Annotated in this window: 18 protein-coding genes; 8 read left to right on the top strand and 10 right to left on the bottom strand. The window is 70.0% G+C overall.

Going from position 1 to position 14,351, the window contains the following annotated elements; genetic code table 11:
* Both VFN12_RS05110 and VFN12_RS05115 read left to right on the top strand, forming a co-directional pair.
* On the top strand, positions 1-622 hold a 622-nt coding region (locus tag VFN12_RS05110), incomplete at its 5' end, for a GDP-mannose 4,6-dehydratase (RefSeq protein WP_325117522.1).
* A gap of 1 nt (position 623) precedes the next feature.
* Positions 624-1,568, top strand: coding sequence for a GDP-mannose 4,6-dehydratase (locus VFN12_RS05115; protein WP_325117523.1), 945 nt, complete (start codon positions 624-626; stop codon positions 1,566-1,568).
* On the opposite strand, the gene rfbA is transcribed toward VFN12_RS05115, so the two are convergent.
* Entirely contained in the window at positions 1,565-2,431 is an 867-nt protein-coding gene (rfbA, locus tag VFN12_RS05120) for a glucose-1-phosphate thymidylyltransferase RfbA (protein WP_325117524.1), read from the bottom strand. The two genes, VFN12_RS05115 and rfbA, sit on opposite strands and share 4 nt — an antisense overlap.
* 32 nt (positions 2,432-2,463) lie before the next feature.
* Here rfbA and rfbB point away from each other — a divergent pair, with 32 nt between their 5' ends.
* Positions 2,464-3,462, top strand: a complete 999-nt coding sequence (rfbB, locus tag VFN12_RS05125; RefSeq protein WP_325117525.1) for a dTDP-glucose 4,6-dehydratase — start codon at positions 2,464-2,466, stop codon at positions 3,460-3,462.
* On the opposite strand, the gene VFN12_RS05130 is transcribed toward rfbB, so the two are convergent.
* From VFN12_RS05130 to VFN12_RS05150, 5 genes are all read right to left on the bottom strand, one after another.
* Positions 3,449-3,820, bottom strand: a complete 372-nt coding sequence (locus VFN12_RS05130) for a phosphomannose isomerase type II C-terminal cupin domain (protein WP_325117526.1) — start codon at positions 3,818-3,820, stop codon at positions 3,449-3,451. The genes rfbB and VFN12_RS05130 overlap by 14 nt on opposite strands.
* Before the next feature lies 1 nt (position 3,821).
* Positions 3,822-4,103, bottom strand: coding sequence for a DUF2516 family protein (locus VFN12_RS05135; protein ID WP_325117527.1), 282 nt, complete (start codon positions 4,101-4,103; stop codon positions 3,822-3,824).
* A 254-nt stretch (positions 4,104-4,357) separates the two neighbouring features.
* Complete coding sequence (locus tag VFN12_RS05140; protein WP_325117528.1) at positions 4,358-4,987, bottom strand: hypothetical protein; 630 nt, start codon at positions 4,985-4,987, stop codon at positions 4,358-4,360.
* 1 nt (position 4,988) lies between these two features.
* On the bottom strand, positions 4,989-5,441 hold the full coding sequence (locus tag VFN12_RS05145) for a helix-turn-helix transcriptional regulator (RefSeq protein ID WP_325117529.1): 453 nt from the start codon (positions 5,439-5,441) through the stop codon (positions 4,989-4,991).
* A gap of 92 nt (positions 5,442-5,533) precedes the next feature.
* Positions 5,534-6,508, bottom strand: coding sequence for an asparaginase (locus tag VFN12_RS05150; protein ID WP_325117530.1), 975 nt, complete (start codon positions 6,506-6,508; stop codon positions 5,534-5,536).
* Positions 6,509-6,549: 41 nt separating this feature from the next.
* Between VFN12_RS05150 and cysC the strand changes: the two genes are divergently transcribed.
* The 4 genes from cysC (at position 6,550) to cysN (ending at position 11,248) form a co-directional block, all read left to right on the top strand.
* A complete protein-coding gene (cysC, locus tag VFN12_RS05155; RefSeq protein WP_325117531.1) occupies positions 6,550-7,761 on the top strand; it encodes an adenylyl-sulfate kinase in 1,212 nt (403 codons plus the stop codon).
* Between the two features lie 131 nt (positions 7,762-7,892).
* On the top strand, positions 7,893-8,927 hold the full coding sequence (locus VFN12_RS05160; RefSeq protein WP_325117532.1) for a sulfite exporter TauE/SafE family protein: 1,035 nt from the start codon (positions 7,893-7,895) through the stop codon (positions 8,925-8,927).
* Between the two features lie 90 nt (positions 8,928-9,017).
* Positions 9,018-9,938 carry a sulfate adenylyltransferase subunit CysD gene (gene cysD, locus VFN12_RS05165; protein ID WP_325117533.1) on the top strand — a complete coding sequence of 307 codons (921 nt, stop codon included), beginning with the start codon at positions 9,018-9,020 and terminating at the stop codon, positions 9,936-9,938.
* Positions 9,938-11,248, top strand: coding sequence for a sulfate adenylyltransferase subunit CysN (gene cysN, locus VFN12_RS05170; RefSeq protein ID WP_325117534.1), 1,311 nt, complete (start codon positions 9,938-9,940; stop codon positions 11,246-11,248). Before cysD ends, cysN begins: the two co-directional genes overlap by 1 nt.
* Positions 11,249-11,308: 60 nt before the next feature.
* Here the strand turns inward: cysN and VFN12_RS05175 are convergent, their stop codons facing one another.
* Complete coding sequence (locus tag VFN12_RS05175; protein WP_325117535.1) at positions 11,309-12,151, bottom strand: 3-keto-5-aminohexanoate cleavage protein; 843 nt, start codon at positions 12,149-12,151, stop codon at positions 11,309-11,311.
* Between the two features lie 18 nt (positions 12,152-12,169).
* Here VFN12_RS05175 and dtd point away from each other — a divergent pair, with 18 nt between their 5' ends.
* Positions 12,170-12,595 carry a D-aminoacyl-tRNA deacylase gene (dtd, locus tag VFN12_RS05180; RefSeq protein WP_325117536.1) on the top strand — a complete coding sequence of 142 codons (426 nt, stop codon included), beginning with the start codon at positions 12,170-12,172 and terminating at the stop codon, positions 12,593-12,595.
* A 146-nt stretch (positions 12,596-12,741) separates the two neighbouring features.
* Here dtd and VFN12_RS05185 read toward each other — a convergent pair whose 3' ends face one another.
* The 3 genes from VFN12_RS05185 to VFN12_RS05195 form a co-directional block, all read right to left on the bottom strand.
* On the bottom strand, positions 12,742-13,038 hold the full coding sequence (locus VFN12_RS05185) for a DUF1416 domain-containing protein (RefSeq protein WP_325117537.1): 297 nt from the start codon (positions 13,036-13,038) through the stop codon (positions 12,742-12,744).
* Positions 13,038-13,886, bottom strand: coding sequence for a sulfurtransferase (locus VFN12_RS05190; protein WP_325117538.1), 849 nt, complete (start codon positions 13,884-13,886; stop codon positions 13,038-13,040). The genes VFN12_RS05185 and VFN12_RS05190 overlap by 1 nt, the downstream gene beginning before the upstream one ends.
* A 52-nt stretch (positions 13,887-13,938) precedes the next feature.
* A partial coding sequence (locus tag VFN12_RS05195) for a DUF4395 domain-containing protein (RefSeq protein WP_325117539.1) occupies positions 13,939-14,351 on the bottom strand: 413 nt, incomplete at its 5' end.

Below are 14,351 nucleotides of genomic sequence, written 5' to 3' on the forward strand. Positions count from 1 at the left end.
CCGCTTCTACCAGGCGTCCAGCTCGGAGATGTTCGGCAAGGTTCAGGAGTCCCCGCAGCACGAGCGCACCCTGCTGTGGCCACGGTCGCCGTACGGCGTGAGCAAGGTGTTCGGGCACCACATGACGATCAACTACCGCGAGTCCTACGGGATGCACGCCTCGTCGGGGATCCTGTTCAACCACGAGTCTCCCCGTCGCGGCCAGGAGTTCGTCACCCGGAAGATCAGCCGGGCCGTCGCCCGGATCAGCCTCGGCCTCCAGGAGGACCTGGCGCTGGGCAACCTCGACGCGTCGCGGGACTGGGGATTCGCGGGTGACTATGTCGAGGCGATGTGGCTGATGCTGCAGCAGCCGGTGGGCGACGACTACGTCGTGGCGACGGGCGAGACGCACTCGATCCGCGACTTCCTGGACCTCGCGTTCGCCCACGTGGGCATCGAGGACTGGACGCCGTACGTGCGCCAGGACAAGCGGTTCATGCGCCCGGCCGACGTCGACACCCTGGTCGGCGATGCCGGCAAGGCCCGCGAGGTGCTGGGGTGGCGACCTCGCGTCACGTTCCCCGAGCTGGTCGAGATGATGGTCGAGGCAGACCTCGACGCGACCCGGCAGGGCTGGTGACGTGACCCGCGCGTTCATCACCGGGATCGGCGGGCAGGACGGCGGCTACCTCGCCGAGCGGCTGCTCGCCGAAGGGGTCGAGGTGCACGCCCTGGCCCATGAGCAGGAGCCCCTGCCGGAGGCGCCGGGGGTCGAGCTGCACAGCGGCGACCTGACCCGGGTGGAGGAGGTGCGCGCGCTGCTCCTCGACCTGGCGCCGGACGAGGTCTACAACCTGGCCGCGATCAGCTCCGTGGCCCGGTCGTGGGGGCAGCCCGACCTGACGGCCCAGGTCAACGGGACCGCCGCGGTCGCCCTGATGGAGTCGGCCCTGCAGGTGCAGGAGAAGCGAGGCAGCCGGGTCCGTCTCGTCCAGGCCTCGAGCGCCGAGATCTTCGGCCAGCCCGACGTGACCCCCCAGGACGAGTCGACGACGATCCGGCCGGTCAACCCGTACGGCGCCGCCAAGGCCTACGCCCATCTGTCCGCCGACGTCTACCGCGGGCGCGACCTGCACGTGGTCAGCGCCATCCTCTACAACCACGAGTCCCCCCGCCGGCCGGCCACCTTCGTCACCCGCAAGATCACGTCCACCGTCGCCGCCCTCGCGACCGGCTGGGACGGACGCCTCACGCTCGGCAACCTCGACGCACGGCGCGACTGGGGCTGGGCCCCCGACTACGTCGACGCCCTGGTGCGGGCGGCCCGGGCCGACGTGCCGGGCGACTTCGTGATCGCCACGGGGGTCGGCCACAGTGTCCGCGACTTCGCGGCGGCGGCGTTCCGTCGGGCCGGCATCGACGACTGGGAGGGGCTGGTCGACTCCGACCCCGGGCTGGTGCGTCCGGCCGACCCCTCCGAGCTGGTCGGCGACGCCTCGCGCGCCCGGGAGCACCTCGGCTGGGCCCCGACCGTCGACTTCGAGGAGCTCGTGGGACGGATGGTCGACGCCGACCTCGGACGCTAGCGCGAGTCGAGCAGGTCGAGGAGGTAGGCGCCGTACCCGCTGTTGACGAGCTGGCTGGCCTGCTCGGCCAGCTGCTCGTCGGAGATGAAGCCCATCCGCCAGGCCACCTCCTCCGGCGAGGCGATCTTGAAGCCCTGCCGCGCCTCGAGCGTGCGCACGAAGTTGCTGGCGTCGTTGAGGCTCTCGAAGGTGCCGGTGTCGAGCCACGCCGCCCCGCGCGGCATCTCGACCACCCGGAGCCGGTCGGCCTCGAGGTAGCGCCGGTTGAGGTCGGTGATCTCGAGCTCACCCCGCGGCGACGGCTCCAGGGCCCGAGCCATCGCCACGACGTCGTTGTCGTAGAAGTACAGCCCCGGGACGGCGTAGCTGCTGCGCGGCTTCTCCGGCTTCTCCTCCAGCGACAGGGCCTTGCCGTTGCGGTCGAACTCCACAACGCCGTACGCCGACGGGTCGGCGACGCGGTACCCGAACACCACGGCGCCGTCGACGTCGGTGTAGCTGCGCAGCATCCGGCCGAGGCCACCGCCGTAGAAGATGTTGTCGCCGAGGACGAGGGCCACCCGGTCGTCACCGATGTGCTCCTCGCCGATCAGGAATGCCTGGGCCAGCCCGTCGGGGCTGGGCTGCACGGCGTAGTCGAGTCGCACCCCCCAGGCCGACCCGTCTCCGAGCAGCCGCTCGAACTGGTCGGCCTCGTGGGGCGTGGTGATGACCAGGATGTCGCGGATCCCGGCCAGCATCAGCGTGGAGAGCGGGTAGTAGATCATCGGCTTGTCGTAGACCGGGACGAGCTGCTTGCTGATCGCCTTGGTGATCGGGTGCAGTCGCGAGCCTGTGCCGCCCGCCAGGATGATGCCGCGCATGCTCCGCATCCTAGGGACCTACACTGCCGAGCGTGGAACGCGTACTCGTCACCGGAGGGGCCGGCTTCGTCGGCGCCAACTTCGTCCACCACCTCGTCGGCCGGACCACCGCCGACGTCACGGTGCTGGACAAGCTCACCTACGCCGCCAGCGAGGCGTCGCTCGCGGGCCTGCCGCCCGACCGGGTCCGTCTCGTCGTGGGCGACGTGGCCGACCAGACCGCCGTCGACCCGCTGGTCGCGTCGCACGACGCGGTGGTGCACTTCGCCGCCGAGTCCCACAACGACAACTCGCTGACCGATCCCGGGCCGTTCGTCCACACCAACCTGATCGGCACCTTCACGCTCCTGGAGGCGGTCCGCAAGCACGACAAGCGCCTCCACCACGTCTCGACCGACGAGGTCTACGGCGACCTCGAGCTCGACGATCCCAAGCGGTTCACCGAGGACACCCCCTACAACCCGTCGAGTCCCTACTCGGCCTCGAAGGCGGGGTCCGACCACCTCGTCCGCGCCTGGGTGCGCAGCTTCGGTGTCCGCGCGACGGTGTCGAACTGCTCCAACAACTACGGGCCCTGGCAGCACGTGGAGAAGTTCATCCCCCGCCAGATCACCAACGTCATCGACGGCATCCGCCCCAAGCTCTACGGCTCCGGGGAGAACGTCCGTGACTGGATCCATGCCGACGACCACTCCTCCGCCGTCCTCGCGATCCTCGAGCGGGGTCGGGTCGGGGAGACCTACCTGATCGGGGCCGACGGCGAGAAGAACAACCTCGAGGTCGTCCGCCTCATCCTCAAGCTGATGGGACGTCCGGAGGACGACTTCGACCACGTCAACGACCGCGTCGGCCACGACCTGCGCTACGCGATCGAGTCGGGCAAGCTGCGCCAGGAGCTCGGCTGGCAGCCCCAGTTCCGGGACTTCGAGTCCGGGCTCGCCGACACGATCCGCTGGTACCGCGAGCACGAGGACTGGTGGCGCCCGCACAAGGACCGCACCGAGGCGGCGTACGCCCTCAAGGGGCAGTGAAAGGCACGTCCCGGCCGTAGTCGTCGTCGAGCCGGACGATGTCGTCCTCGCCGGTGTAGGCACCGCGCTGGATCTCGATGATCACCAGCCCCTCGTCGTGCCGGTTGGCGATGCGGTGGGCCTGGCCGACGGCCACGTGCACGCTCTCGCCGGGGTGGGCCACCACGGTGTTGCCGTCGATCAGGCAGGTGGCGACGCCGGCGACGACGATCCAGTGCTCCGAACGATGGGCGTGGGTCTGGTACGAGAGTCGATGACCGGGGAGCACCTCGATCCGCTTGACCTTGTAGCCCGTGCCCTCGTCGAGGACCTGCCAGGTGCCCCACGGACGGGACACGAACAGCTGCTCCTGGCCCATGTCAGCGGCGGGTCAGCGAGGCCAGGGCGGGACGGACGTCGGCGAGGTAGACCAACGCTGCGATCGTGAAGGCCAGGTTGATGAAGTTCAGCGGGCTGAAGAGGAACTGGCAGGCGAGTCCCAGGCCGAGGATCGCGCACCAGGCCGGCTTGGTCAGCTTGTCCGCCGCCCGGTAGGACTCGGTGGAGAAGAGCAGGGAGCTGACCAAGGCGAACACCTTCACCGCCATCAGGGCGAGGAACAGCGCGAACACGAGATAGCTCTCGACAGCGAACGCGCTCATCACGAGCACAGCCTATCCGCGCCACTCCAGCGGTGGTGGGGCGCTGGGCCCCACGTGGGTTCGGGGGTTTCGAGGCTCGGGCCGCGAGACGGCCCTCGCACCTCAACCACCAGTGAGCATCGCCGGTGGTTGAGGTGCGAAGGCGCCCTGGCGCCTGAGCCTCGAAACCCCCGCAAGACGGACGAGACCCCCGGAGCTCACACCTCCGGGGGCCTCGTCGTGCTTCAGAACAGCGTCAGCTGCTCATGGTTCCTTCAGTCGCCGACCTTCGACGCGGCGTCGGTGGTGGCCTTCGCCGCGTTGGACGCCGTGCTCTTGGCGGCCGTGGTGGTGGCCTTGGCGCTGCTCTTGGCCGGGGACTTCTTGGCCGTCTTCTTGGCGTTCGCCGTCGACTTCTTGGCGGTCTTCTTCGCCTGCGTCGACGTGGTCTTCGCCTTGGCGGAGGTGGTCTTGGCCGACCGGGTGGTCGCCTTGGTCGCCTCCTGGCGACGGATCCGCGCGACGAGGGTCTCGCCACGCTTGACCAGGTCGCCGTAGGCGTCGGTCGCGGTGTCGGCGTTCTCGCTCACCAGGGTGGTCGCCTCCTTGCGGAGCTCCGCGACGCGCGCCTCGGCGGCGGCACGACGGGCCTTCGCGTCCTTGCTCAGGGCCTCGACGCGCGCGTTGACCTGCTGGCGCAGCGCCTGCGGCGAGTAGTCCAGCCCGGCGACGTTCTTCTGCACGTCGTTGACCCGCGCGGTGACGTCCTTCTGGACGCCGGCGAACCGGGTCTGGGCCTCGGTGACGTACTCGCGCACGGTCTCGACGGCGAGGTCGGCCACGCCGGCTCCGGCGTACAGGCCGCGAGTCGCCTCGGTCTTGATGTCGAACTTGGCCTTGGCCATGTCATTCACTCCTTGTGTTGTTGGTCTGCTCGGGGTCCAGGACCGGCATGGGTTCCACCGGTTGCTCCGTCATCGCGTCCACGGTCGACGCGTTGAGCGAGAGGAAGGACGAGTACACGTCCAGCAGCGACTGCTTCTGCCGCTCGGTGAGACCGGCGTCGCTCAGGATCGCGAGCTCGACGGACCTCTCCTGTGGGACGCCGACCCCCGTCTCGGGGCTGACGATCCCTGCTCTGATGTAGAGCTGCTCCGCCGAGATCCGCAGCGCCTTCGCGATCTGCTGCAGCACCTCGGCCGAGGGCTTGCGGAGCCCTCGCTCGATCTGGCTCAGGTAGGGGTTGGACACACCAGCCTGCTCCGCGAGCTGCCTCAGCGACAGGCGTGCGGCGACGCGCTGCTCCTTGAGGTAGTCGCCGAGAGACTCGACGGTCTTCCCGACCTTGGTCCTGGCCATGCCCCCATCCTGCTAACTCCAGTTAGCAAAATGCAAACTGGGCTAGCGTGATGAGGTCCACACCACGTGCGGGCGCGTCGCGACGGCGCGGCTCAGAAGCAGGCCCGGATCTCGCCCACCGGGTCCCCACCCCCGAGCAGGGCGACCACTCCCGTCCGGCGGACCGCCTCGGTGTCCACGCCCGGACCGGTGTCGATCCCGCTGCGGCGGAGGGCCTCGGCCATCAGCACCGGGCGCACCCGCGGGGCGCCGTCGTCGGTCTTGAGCGCGATGGCGCGGCCGTCGGGCAGCGCGACGGCGTAGCAGGACTCCGCACCAGCCTTCCCGACCGCGCCGGGCACCGCCCTCAGCAGCGCGAGCTCGTCCCGGCGGGTGCCGGAGACGTACTCCGGGTGCGCCCGGATCGCCTCCGCCACCTCGGTCACCCGCGGGTCGGGGCGGTCCTCGCCATCGAGCCCGAGCGCCAGCCGCCGGAAGGCGCGCGCCAGGCCCAGCAGGGAGGCCGGGAAGAGCGGTGCGCCGCACCCGTCCACCGCGACGATCGCGATCTCCTCCCCGGTCAGCTCCGCGAACGTCTCCGCGGTGGCCTCCTGCAGCGGATGGTCGACCGAGCGGTACGTCGCCGTGTCCCAGCCGTTGGCCCGGCAGGTGGCCAGCATGGCCGCATGCTTCCCCGAGCAGTTCATGTGGATCGGCGCCGGAACTCCCCCGGTGCGGAGCAGCGTCTCCCGTGCGTCGTCGTCGAGCGGGTAGCCGGCGGGCGTCTGCAGGTCGGACTCGTCGAGACCGGCGAGGTCGAGGATGCGGCGGACTCCCTCGAGGTGGAAGTCCTCGCCCGAGTGGGAGGCGCAGGCCAGGGCCAGCAGCTCCGGCGGCAGCCGCAACCCGAGCCGCACCATCGCCAGCGCCTGGATCGGCTTGTTGCACGACCGCGGCAGGATCGGCTCGCGGACATCGCCCACGGCCCACTCCACCTCGCCCGAGCTGTCCAACGCCACGATCGACCCGTAGTGGTGGCCCTCGACGAACCCGGAGCGGACGATCTCGGCGACGACGGGAGCGGGCATGGGCGCAGGTTAGCGAGGCCCCGGATGGCAGGATGACCCCCGTGTCGACTGCTCCCCCGCCCCAGCACTGCCCGACCCCGCGGGAGCTCGACGACCTCGAGCTCCTGAGCACCGGGGCGCTCGCGCCCACCAGCTCCTTCAACGCCCCGGGGAGCCCGGTGACCCTGACGCTCCCGCCGGAGCTGGTCGAGGCCGGCACCGTCGAGCTCGTCGACCCCGAGGGCCTGCCCCTGGCGCTCGTGTCCGCCACTGCCACAGGCGAGTGGACGGTCAAGCCGCTCACCCACGCCCAGTTCGGGCCCTACCGGCGTCTCTACCTGACGCCCGACGAGGCCCGGAAGCTCCACGCCGGCCGCACCTTCGTCCCGGTCGCGGACCCGCTCACCGCCGCACAGATCTCCCGGCTCCGGGAGGCGGGGCCGGTCACCCTGCTGGCCCTGGTCGGGGCCGGCACCCCCTCGCTCTCACCCGTCGGGCTGGTCCGCGCCACCCTCGCCGCGGCCGAGCAGCTGGACGCGGAGGTGGTGGCCGTTCCCCTGGCTGCACACGACGACGCCGAGGCCGACCACGCACTGGGCGTCCAGGTGGTCGCCAACTACGCGGGGCCGGATCCTGTGCTCGCCCTCCCCGAGCCGTCGGCCGAGGACGAGGCCTACCCGGCCGAGATCCAGGCGATCGTCGACTTCGACTCACCGCCCGAGGACCGCCAGGGCCTGGTCCTGTTCTTCACCGGCCTCTCGGGCAGCGGCAAGTCCACCCTCGCGAGGGCGCTCATGGACCGGATCCTGGAGGCGGGAGAGCGCACGGTCACCAGCCTCGACGGCGACGTCGTACGACGGAACCTGTCGGCGGGGCTCACCTTCTCCCGGGAGGACCGGGAGACCAACATCCGCCGGATCGGCTGGGTGGCCGCAGAGATCTCGCGCCACGGCGGGATCGCGGTCTGCAGTCCGATCGCACCGTTCGACGAGACCCGCCAACAGGTGCGGTCGATGGTGGACGAGGCCGGTGGCGCCTTCTTCCTCGTCCACGTGGCCACGCCGCTCGAGGAGTGCGAGCGCCGTGACCGGAAGGGCCTCTACGCCAAGGCACGGCGCGGCGAGATCCCCGAGTTCACCGGCATCTCGTCGCCGTACGAGGAGCCGGCGGACGCCGCCGTCCGCGTGGACACCACCGGACGCACCATCGAGGACTGCCTCGACGAGGTGATCCGCGCCCTCAATGAGCAGGGTTACCTCCACCCCACTGCATAATCACCATGTCCTCCGAGACGCGGGCCGCTCACCGACCATTGCGTGGGCCGCACGCCCCTCCGGCCGATGTGCTGGCAGAGTTGGCGGCCTCATGGGGCTGCTGACGTCCGAGCTCACCAGAAAGTCCACCGATGGATGAACTGATCACCGCAACCTTCTTCGCGATCCTCGCCGCCGGCTTCTTCGTCGGCGTGGTCGTGGGCCTGACCGGCATGGGCGGTGGCGCGCTGATGACCCCGGCGCTGATCTTCCTGGGCGTGGGCGAGGCGGCGACCGTGGTCACGGCGGACCTCACCGCAGCGGCGGTCTACAAGACCGGCGGAGCGGTGGTGCACCACAAGGAGGGCTCACCGAATCTCTCCCTCGCGAAGTGGCTGATCATCGGCAGCGTGCCCATGGCCCTGCTCGGTCCCTACCTCGTGTCGTGGTTCACCGAGCCCGAGGAGCTCGACGCGACCCTCAAGCTCTGCATCGGCTTCGCGCTGCTCCTGGCCGCTCTCACCTACGCGCTGCGCCTCTACATCAACCTGCGCCGCGTACGCAGCGGCGGTCCCACCGGCGACGAGAACCCGAAGGTCCGGCCGGTCCCGACCCTCCTCGTGGGCGCGCTGGGCGGACTGCTGGTCGGCATCACCAGCGTGGGGTCGGGGTCGGTCATCATGATCGCCCTGCTCATGCTCTACCCCGGCCTCTCCGCGGTGCGCCTCGTCGGCACCGACCTGGTCCAGGCGGTCCCGCTGGTCCTGGCCGCTGCGATCTCCAACATCGCACTGCACGGTCTCGACTGGGGGATCCTGATCCCGCTCCTGATCGGCTCGGTGCCCGGCACCATCCTGGGCTCCAAGATCGCGCCCAAGGTCCCGCAGTCCATCATCCGCCGCGGCATCGTCGTGGTGCTCACCATGTCCGGGGTGGCCCTGCTCGACAAGGCCGGCTGGGCGCCTCTCGGCGCCGGCGACGACGACACCCACCCGATGCTGATCGCCGCGGTCGGTGTCGTCATGGTCGTGCTGGTCCCGCTGATCTGGGGGCTGCTGCGGCGCGGGCAGGGTCTGCCCATGTTCGGCGCACCGACGGTCGCCCAGCTCGAAGATCCGTCGTACCGGCCCGGGATCGTGGGGATGAAGCGGGACGACTCCCCACAGGCCGACCGGCCGGCTCCGTGACCTGCCCTACACTGCGGCGCCTCGATTCAGCCGGGTCGGCGACAGCCCGTTAGAGTGAGGCGCTGTCCCGAGGAGAGGCCCAAAGTACTGATGAGCGCACCCCCGACACACGTCGACTACCAGCTGAGCCAGCTGGACCAGCTGGAAGCCGAGTCGATCCACATCTTCCGTGAGGTCGCGGCCGAGTTCGAGAAGCCCGTGCTGATGTTCTCGGGCGGCAAGGACTCGATCGTCATGCTCCGGCTCGCCGAGAAGGCGTTCTACCCGGCGAAGATCCCGTTCCCCGTCCTCCAGGTGGACACCGGCCTCGACTTCCCCGAGGTCCTCGAGACCCGCGACCGGTGGGTCAACCGCCTCGGCGTGAAGCTCGTCGTCGCCAGCATCGACGACGCGATCGCCAACGGCGTCGTGGTGGAGGACGGCAAGACCAGCCGCAACCGGCTCCAGATCGGCACCCTGCTCAACGCCATCGAGGAGAACGGCTTCACCGCCGCCTTCGGTGGCGGCCGCCGCGACGAGGAGAAGGCCCGCGCCAAGGAGCGCGTCTACTCCCACCGCGACGAGTTCGGCCAGTGGGACCCGAAGATGCAGCGTCCGGAGCTGTGGAGCCTCTACAACGGGCGGCTGCACGCGGGTGAGCACATGCGGGTCTTCCCGATCTCGAACTGGACCGAGCTCGACGTCTGGTCCTACATCGCCCGCGAGGGCATCGAGATCCCGGACATCTACTTCGCCCACCAGCGCCGCGTGTTCGAGCGCGAGGGCATGCTCATGTCCGAGACCCCGCTCAACCCGTGCCGCGACGGCGAGACCGTCGAGGAGCGCACCGTACGCTTCCGCACCTGTGGCGACATCACCCTGACCGGCTGCGTCGAGTCCTCCGCCTCCACGGTCGAGGAGATCATCGAGGAGATCGCGGTCGCCCGCGTCACCGAGCGCGGCGCCACCCGCGGCGACGACAAGTTCTCCGAAGCCGCCATGGAGGACCGCAAGAAGGAGGGCTACTTCTGATGGCCGACCACGAGAACAAGAGTGCCGGCGAGCAGGCCGTCGAGAACGTCACCTCCAACATGGACCTGCTGCGGTTCGCCACCGCGGGCTCCGTCGACGACGGCAAGTCGACCCTCATCGGTCGCCTGCTGCTGGACTCGAAGTCGATCTTCGAGGACCAGCTCGAGGCCGTGGAGGCGACCAGCCAGAACAAGGGCTACGACTACACGGACCTGGCCCTGCTGACCGACGGTCTGCGCTCCGAGCGCGAGCAGGGCATCACCATCGACGTGGCCTACCGCTACTTCGCGACGCCGAACCGCAAGTTCATCATCGCCGACACCCCCGGCCACGTGCAGTACACCCGCAACATGGTCACCGGTGCCTCGACCGCCGACCTCGGCCTCGTGCTGGTCGACGCCCGCCAGGGCCTCACCGAGCAGTCACGCCGGCACGCGGTGATCCTGTCGCTGCTGCGGGTGCCCCACCTGGTGCTCGCCGTCAACAAGATGGACCTGGTCGACTACGACGAGCAGGTCTTCGAGCGCATCCACCGCGAGTTCCAGCAGTTCGCGACCAAGCTCAACATCCCCGACCTCGAGGTCATCCCGATCTCGGCGCTCAAGGGCGACAACGTCGTCAACCGCTCCGAGAACATGCCGTGGTACTCCGGCTCGTCGCTCATGCACCACCTCGAGCACGTGCACGTCGCCTCCGACCGCGACCTGGTCGACGTCCGGTTCCCCGTCCAGTACGTCGTCCGGCCCAAGTCCGACGACCACCACGACTACCGCGGCTACGGCGGCCAGGTCGCCGGTGGAGTGCTGAAGCCCGGCGACGAGGTCGTCGTGCTCCCCAGCGGGATGACCTCCACCATCCAGGGCATCGACCTGTTCGAGCAGGAGCTCGAGGAGGCGTTCCCGCCGATGTCGGTGACGGTCCGGCTCGACGATGACGTCGACGTCTCGCGCGGCGACATGATCGCGCGGGTCAAGAACGCGCCGAAGCCCAGCCAGGACATCGACGCGATGATCTGCTGGATGACCAACACCCCGCTGCGGCCGCGCCAGAAGCTGGCGATCAAGCACACCACCCGGACCGCGCGGGCGCTGGTCAAGGACGTCCAGTACCGCCTCGACGTCAACACCCTGCACCGCGACCAGGAGACCAAGGAGCTCGGCCTCAACGAGATCGGGCGCATCCAGCTGCGCACCACCGTGCCGCTGCTGTGCGACCCCTACTCGAAGAACCGGACCACCGGGTCGTTCATCCTGATCGACGAGGCGACCGGCGTGACCGTCGGCGCGGGGATGATCCTCTCCGGCGACTGATCAAGCTCCCCGAACGGGGGCCGCCGTCCGACCTGGTCGGGCGACGGCCCCTTCGTCGTCTCAGGACCCGTTGAGTCCGAGGAGGCTGCGGGCTTCCTGCGGCGTCATGGGTGTGCGCTGGGCGAGCCGTCCGGCGTCGACCGCCCGCGCGACGAGCTGGGCGTTGCTCTCGACCGGCACTCCGCGGCTGATCGTGAGCACGTCTTCCATCCCGACCCGCAGGTGCCCGCCCTTGGAGAGGGCGGCCATCATCACCGACAGGGTCGAGCGGCCGATGCCGGTGGCCGACCAGGACGTGACGGCGTCGGGCAGGTCGCGGACGGCGGCGACGAGCGCGTCCGCCGTACCGTTCATGCCGCCGGGGACCCCCATCACCAGGTCGCAGTGGACCTTGCCGCCCCACGGCAGGCCGTACCTGCCGAGCAGCCGGTGGAGGGCGTGCACCTGGCCGAGGTCGAACAGCTCGAACTCCGGCACCACCTGGCGCTCCTGGCTCAGCTGGTAGAGGTCGCACACGAACGGCCAGGGGTTCGAGAAGACGTCGTCGCCGAAGTTGGTGGTGCCCATGGTCAGGCTGCAGGAGTCGGGCTGGGCGTCGAGGACCCGCAGCCGGTCCTCGAGCGGGTCGTGCACCGAACCGCCCGTCGAGAGCTGCACCACGAGGCCGGTGTGCTCCCGCAGCGCGGCCACCGTCTCCTTCAGGCGCCCGAGGTCGAGGGTCGGACGGTGCTCGTCGTCGCGGATGTGGACGTGGATCATGGCCGCGCCGGCGGCCTCGCACTCCTGCCCCGTGCGGACCAGCTCCTCCAGCGTCGTGGGCAGCTGGGGGCAGTCCTGCTTGCTGGTCTCGGCCCCGGTCGGGGCGACGGTGATCAGGAGGCGGTCGGCGGGCACGTCGGGCATGGCGTCATGCTGTCAGACGTGCGAGCTGTGCTGCAGCGGGTCCTCTCCGCCTCGGTGACGGTCGACGGCGAGGCCGTGGGCGCGATCGAGGCCCCGGGTCTCCTGGTCTACCTCGGCGTCACCCACGGCGACGGGCCGGACGAGGTCGCCTGGATGGCACGCAAGATCTGGGACGTCCGGCTCCTCAGGGACGAGCGGTCACTCTCCGACACCGACGGCAGCGTGCTGGTGGTCAGCCAGTTCACGCTGTACGGCGACGCCCGCAAGGGCCGCCGGCCCACCTGGGCGGCCGCGGCTCCGGGCGAGGTCGGCGAGCCGGCGTACGACGCGGTGTGCGCCGAGCTCGAACGGCTCGGTGCCCGCGTGGCCCGCGGCGTGTTCGGGGCCGACATGCGCGTGGAGTCGGTGAACGACGGCCCGGTCACGGTGATCCTGGAGCGCTGAACCTGGTTGCGGTGGGCGGTCGGGTTCCGGGGTTTCGAGGCTCGGGCCGTCAGACGGCCCTCACACCTCAACCACCGATGCCGCCTCGCACCTCAACCACCGACGCTGACCCGCCCGAAAGTTTCGGGCGGGTCAGCGTTGCGGGGTCAGATCGGGATGGTCACCTCGGCCACGGACCCGACGGCGGCGGTCACCTTCTTGTCCACCACCTCGGCGTTCGGGGCCAGCGTGCGCAGCGTCCACTCCCCGTCCGCGGCGAAGAACCGGAAGTGACCGGTGGCCGATGTCGGCACCTCGGCGGTGAACTCGCCGGTGCGGTCGAGCAGCCGGACGTAGGCGTTCCCGACGGGCTCGCCGTCGTGGGTCACCTGGCCCTGGACGACGGCCTCCTTCGCGACGTCGATCCCCTCGAGCGACAGGCCGCCCTCCGTGGCTCCGCACATCAGGCCTCGCCCCTCTCGTCACCCAGCGCGACGGGGACGCCGACCAGCGAGCCGTACTCGGTCCAGGACCCGTCGTAGTTCTTCACGTTCGGCTGGCCGAGCAGCTCCTTGAGGACGAACCAGGTGTGGGACGAACGCTCGCCGATACGGCAGTAGGCGATGGTGTCCTTGTCCCAGTCGACCCCGGCCTCGGTGTAGATCTGCTTCAGCTCGTCGTCGCCGCGGAAGGTGCCGTCGTCGTTGGCCGCCTTGCTCCACGGGACGTTCGCCGCCGTCGGGATGTGGCCGGCACGCTGCGCCTGCTCCTGCGGGAGGTGGGCGGGGGCCAGCAACCGGCCGGCGTACTCGTCGGGGCTGCGCACGTCGACGAGGTTCTTGGCACCGATCGCCTCGACGGTCTCGTCACGGAAGGCCCGGATGGACCGGTCCTGCTCCTGGGCGGTGTACGTCGTCTTCTCGCGCGAGGGCAGCTCGTCGGTCAGCTCGCGGGAGTCCAGCTCCCACTTCTTGCGGCCGCCGTCGAGCAGCTTGACGTCCTGATGGCCGTAGAGCTTGAAGTACCAGTAGGCGTAGGCGGCGAACCAGTTGTTGTTGCCGCCGTACAGGACGACCGTGTGGTCGTTGCCCACGCCCCGGTCGGAGAGCAGCGCCTCGAACTGCTCCTTGTTGACGAAGTCCCGGCGGACCTGGTCCTGGAGGTCGGTGGTCCAGTCGAGCTTGATGGCGCCCCTGATGTGGCCCTTGTCGTAGGCCTTGGTGTCCTCGTCGACCTCGATCAGGACGATGTCGGGGTTGTCGAGGTTGTCCTCGACCCACTGGGCGGTGACGAGGGAGTTCTCGCGACTCATGGGTGTCTCTCTTTCGGTTGCTGTTGGAGGATCGGTTACGGGGTTTCGAGGCTCAAGCGCTGGCGCGCTTTCGCTCCTCAACCACCGGCGGGCTGGTCACCCGCCTGGACAGGAGGTAGAGCTCGCAGCCGAGGCACAGTCCGAGCACGGCGTTGAGCAGGGCGGCCACGAGGGCAAACCCGGTGGCGACGAGCCCCACGGTCGTGGCTCCGGCGAGGAAGCCGACGAGCGCCACGGTGGCGAAGACGAGGCCGACGAGCTGGGCGAACCGCGGCGGAGCGGCGTCCTCGAGCTCGGAGGGTGGCCCGAGCCGGGGCCGGACCAGCGTCCGGAACACCCATGCGTGAGGGGTGCGATGGACGCCGAGCCCGGCTCCGACCGCGAACAGGAGGGCCTGCAGGGCGATCAGCGCGATCGCCAGGGGTTCGGGTGCCAGGAGCACGACCGCGAGGACGACCGAGGTCA

Source organism: Nocardioides sp. (genome assembly GCF_035703625.1).
Lineage (GTDB): Bacteria > Actinomycetota > Actinomycetes > Propionibacteriales > Nocardioidaceae > Nocardioides.

Bases quoted from the DNA above. Each gene is read 5' to 3' on its own strand.
- rfbA (WP_325117524.1), bottom strand. From the start codon at position 2,431: ATGCGCGGCATCATCCTGGCGGGCGGCACAGGCTCGCGACTGCACCCG.
- VFN12_RS05130 (WP_325117526.1), bottom strand. From the start codon at position 3,820: ATGGGCCAGGAGCAGCTGTTCGTGTCCCGTCCGTGGGGCACCTGGCAG.
- VFN12_RS05135 (WP_325117527.1), bottom strand. From the start codon at position 4,103: ATGAGCGCGTTCGCTGTCGAGAGCTATCTCGTGTTCGCGCTGTTCCTC.
- VFN12_RS05140 (WP_325117528.1), bottom strand. From the start codon at position 4,987: ATGGCCAAGGCCAAGTTCGACATCAAGACCGAGGCGACTCGCGGCCTG.
- VFN12_RS05145 (WP_325117529.1), bottom strand. From the start codon at position 5,441: ATGGCCAGGACCAAGGTCGGGAAGACCGTCGAGTCTCTCGGCGACTAC.
- VFN12_RS05150 (WP_325117530.1), bottom strand. From the start codon at position 6,508: ATGCCCGCTCCCGTCGTCGCCGAGATCGTCCGCTCCGGGTTCGTCGAG.
- VFN12_RS05160 (WP_325117532.1), top strand. From the start codon at position 7,893: ATGGATGAACTGATCACCGCAACCTTCTTCGCGATCCTCGCCGCCGGC.
- cysD (WP_325117533.1), top strand. From the start codon at position 9,018: ATGAGCGCACCCCCGACACACGTCGACTACCAGCTGAGCCAGCTGGAC.
- cysN (WP_325117534.1), top strand. From the start codon at position 9,938: ATGGCCGACCACGAGAACAAGAGTGCCGGCGAGCAGGCCGTCGAGAAC.
- VFN12_RS05175 (WP_325117535.1), bottom strand. From the start codon at position 12,151: ATGCCCGACGTGCCCGCCGACCGCCTCCTGATCACCGTCGCCCCGACC.
- VFN12_RS05185 (WP_325117537.1), bottom strand. From the start codon at position 13,038: ATGTGCGGAGCCACGGAGGGCGGCCTGTCGCTCGAGGGGATCGACGTC.
- VFN12_RS05190 (WP_325117538.1), bottom strand. From the start codon at position 13,886: ATGAGTCGCGAGAACTCCCTCGTCACCGCCCAGTGGGTCGAGGACAAC.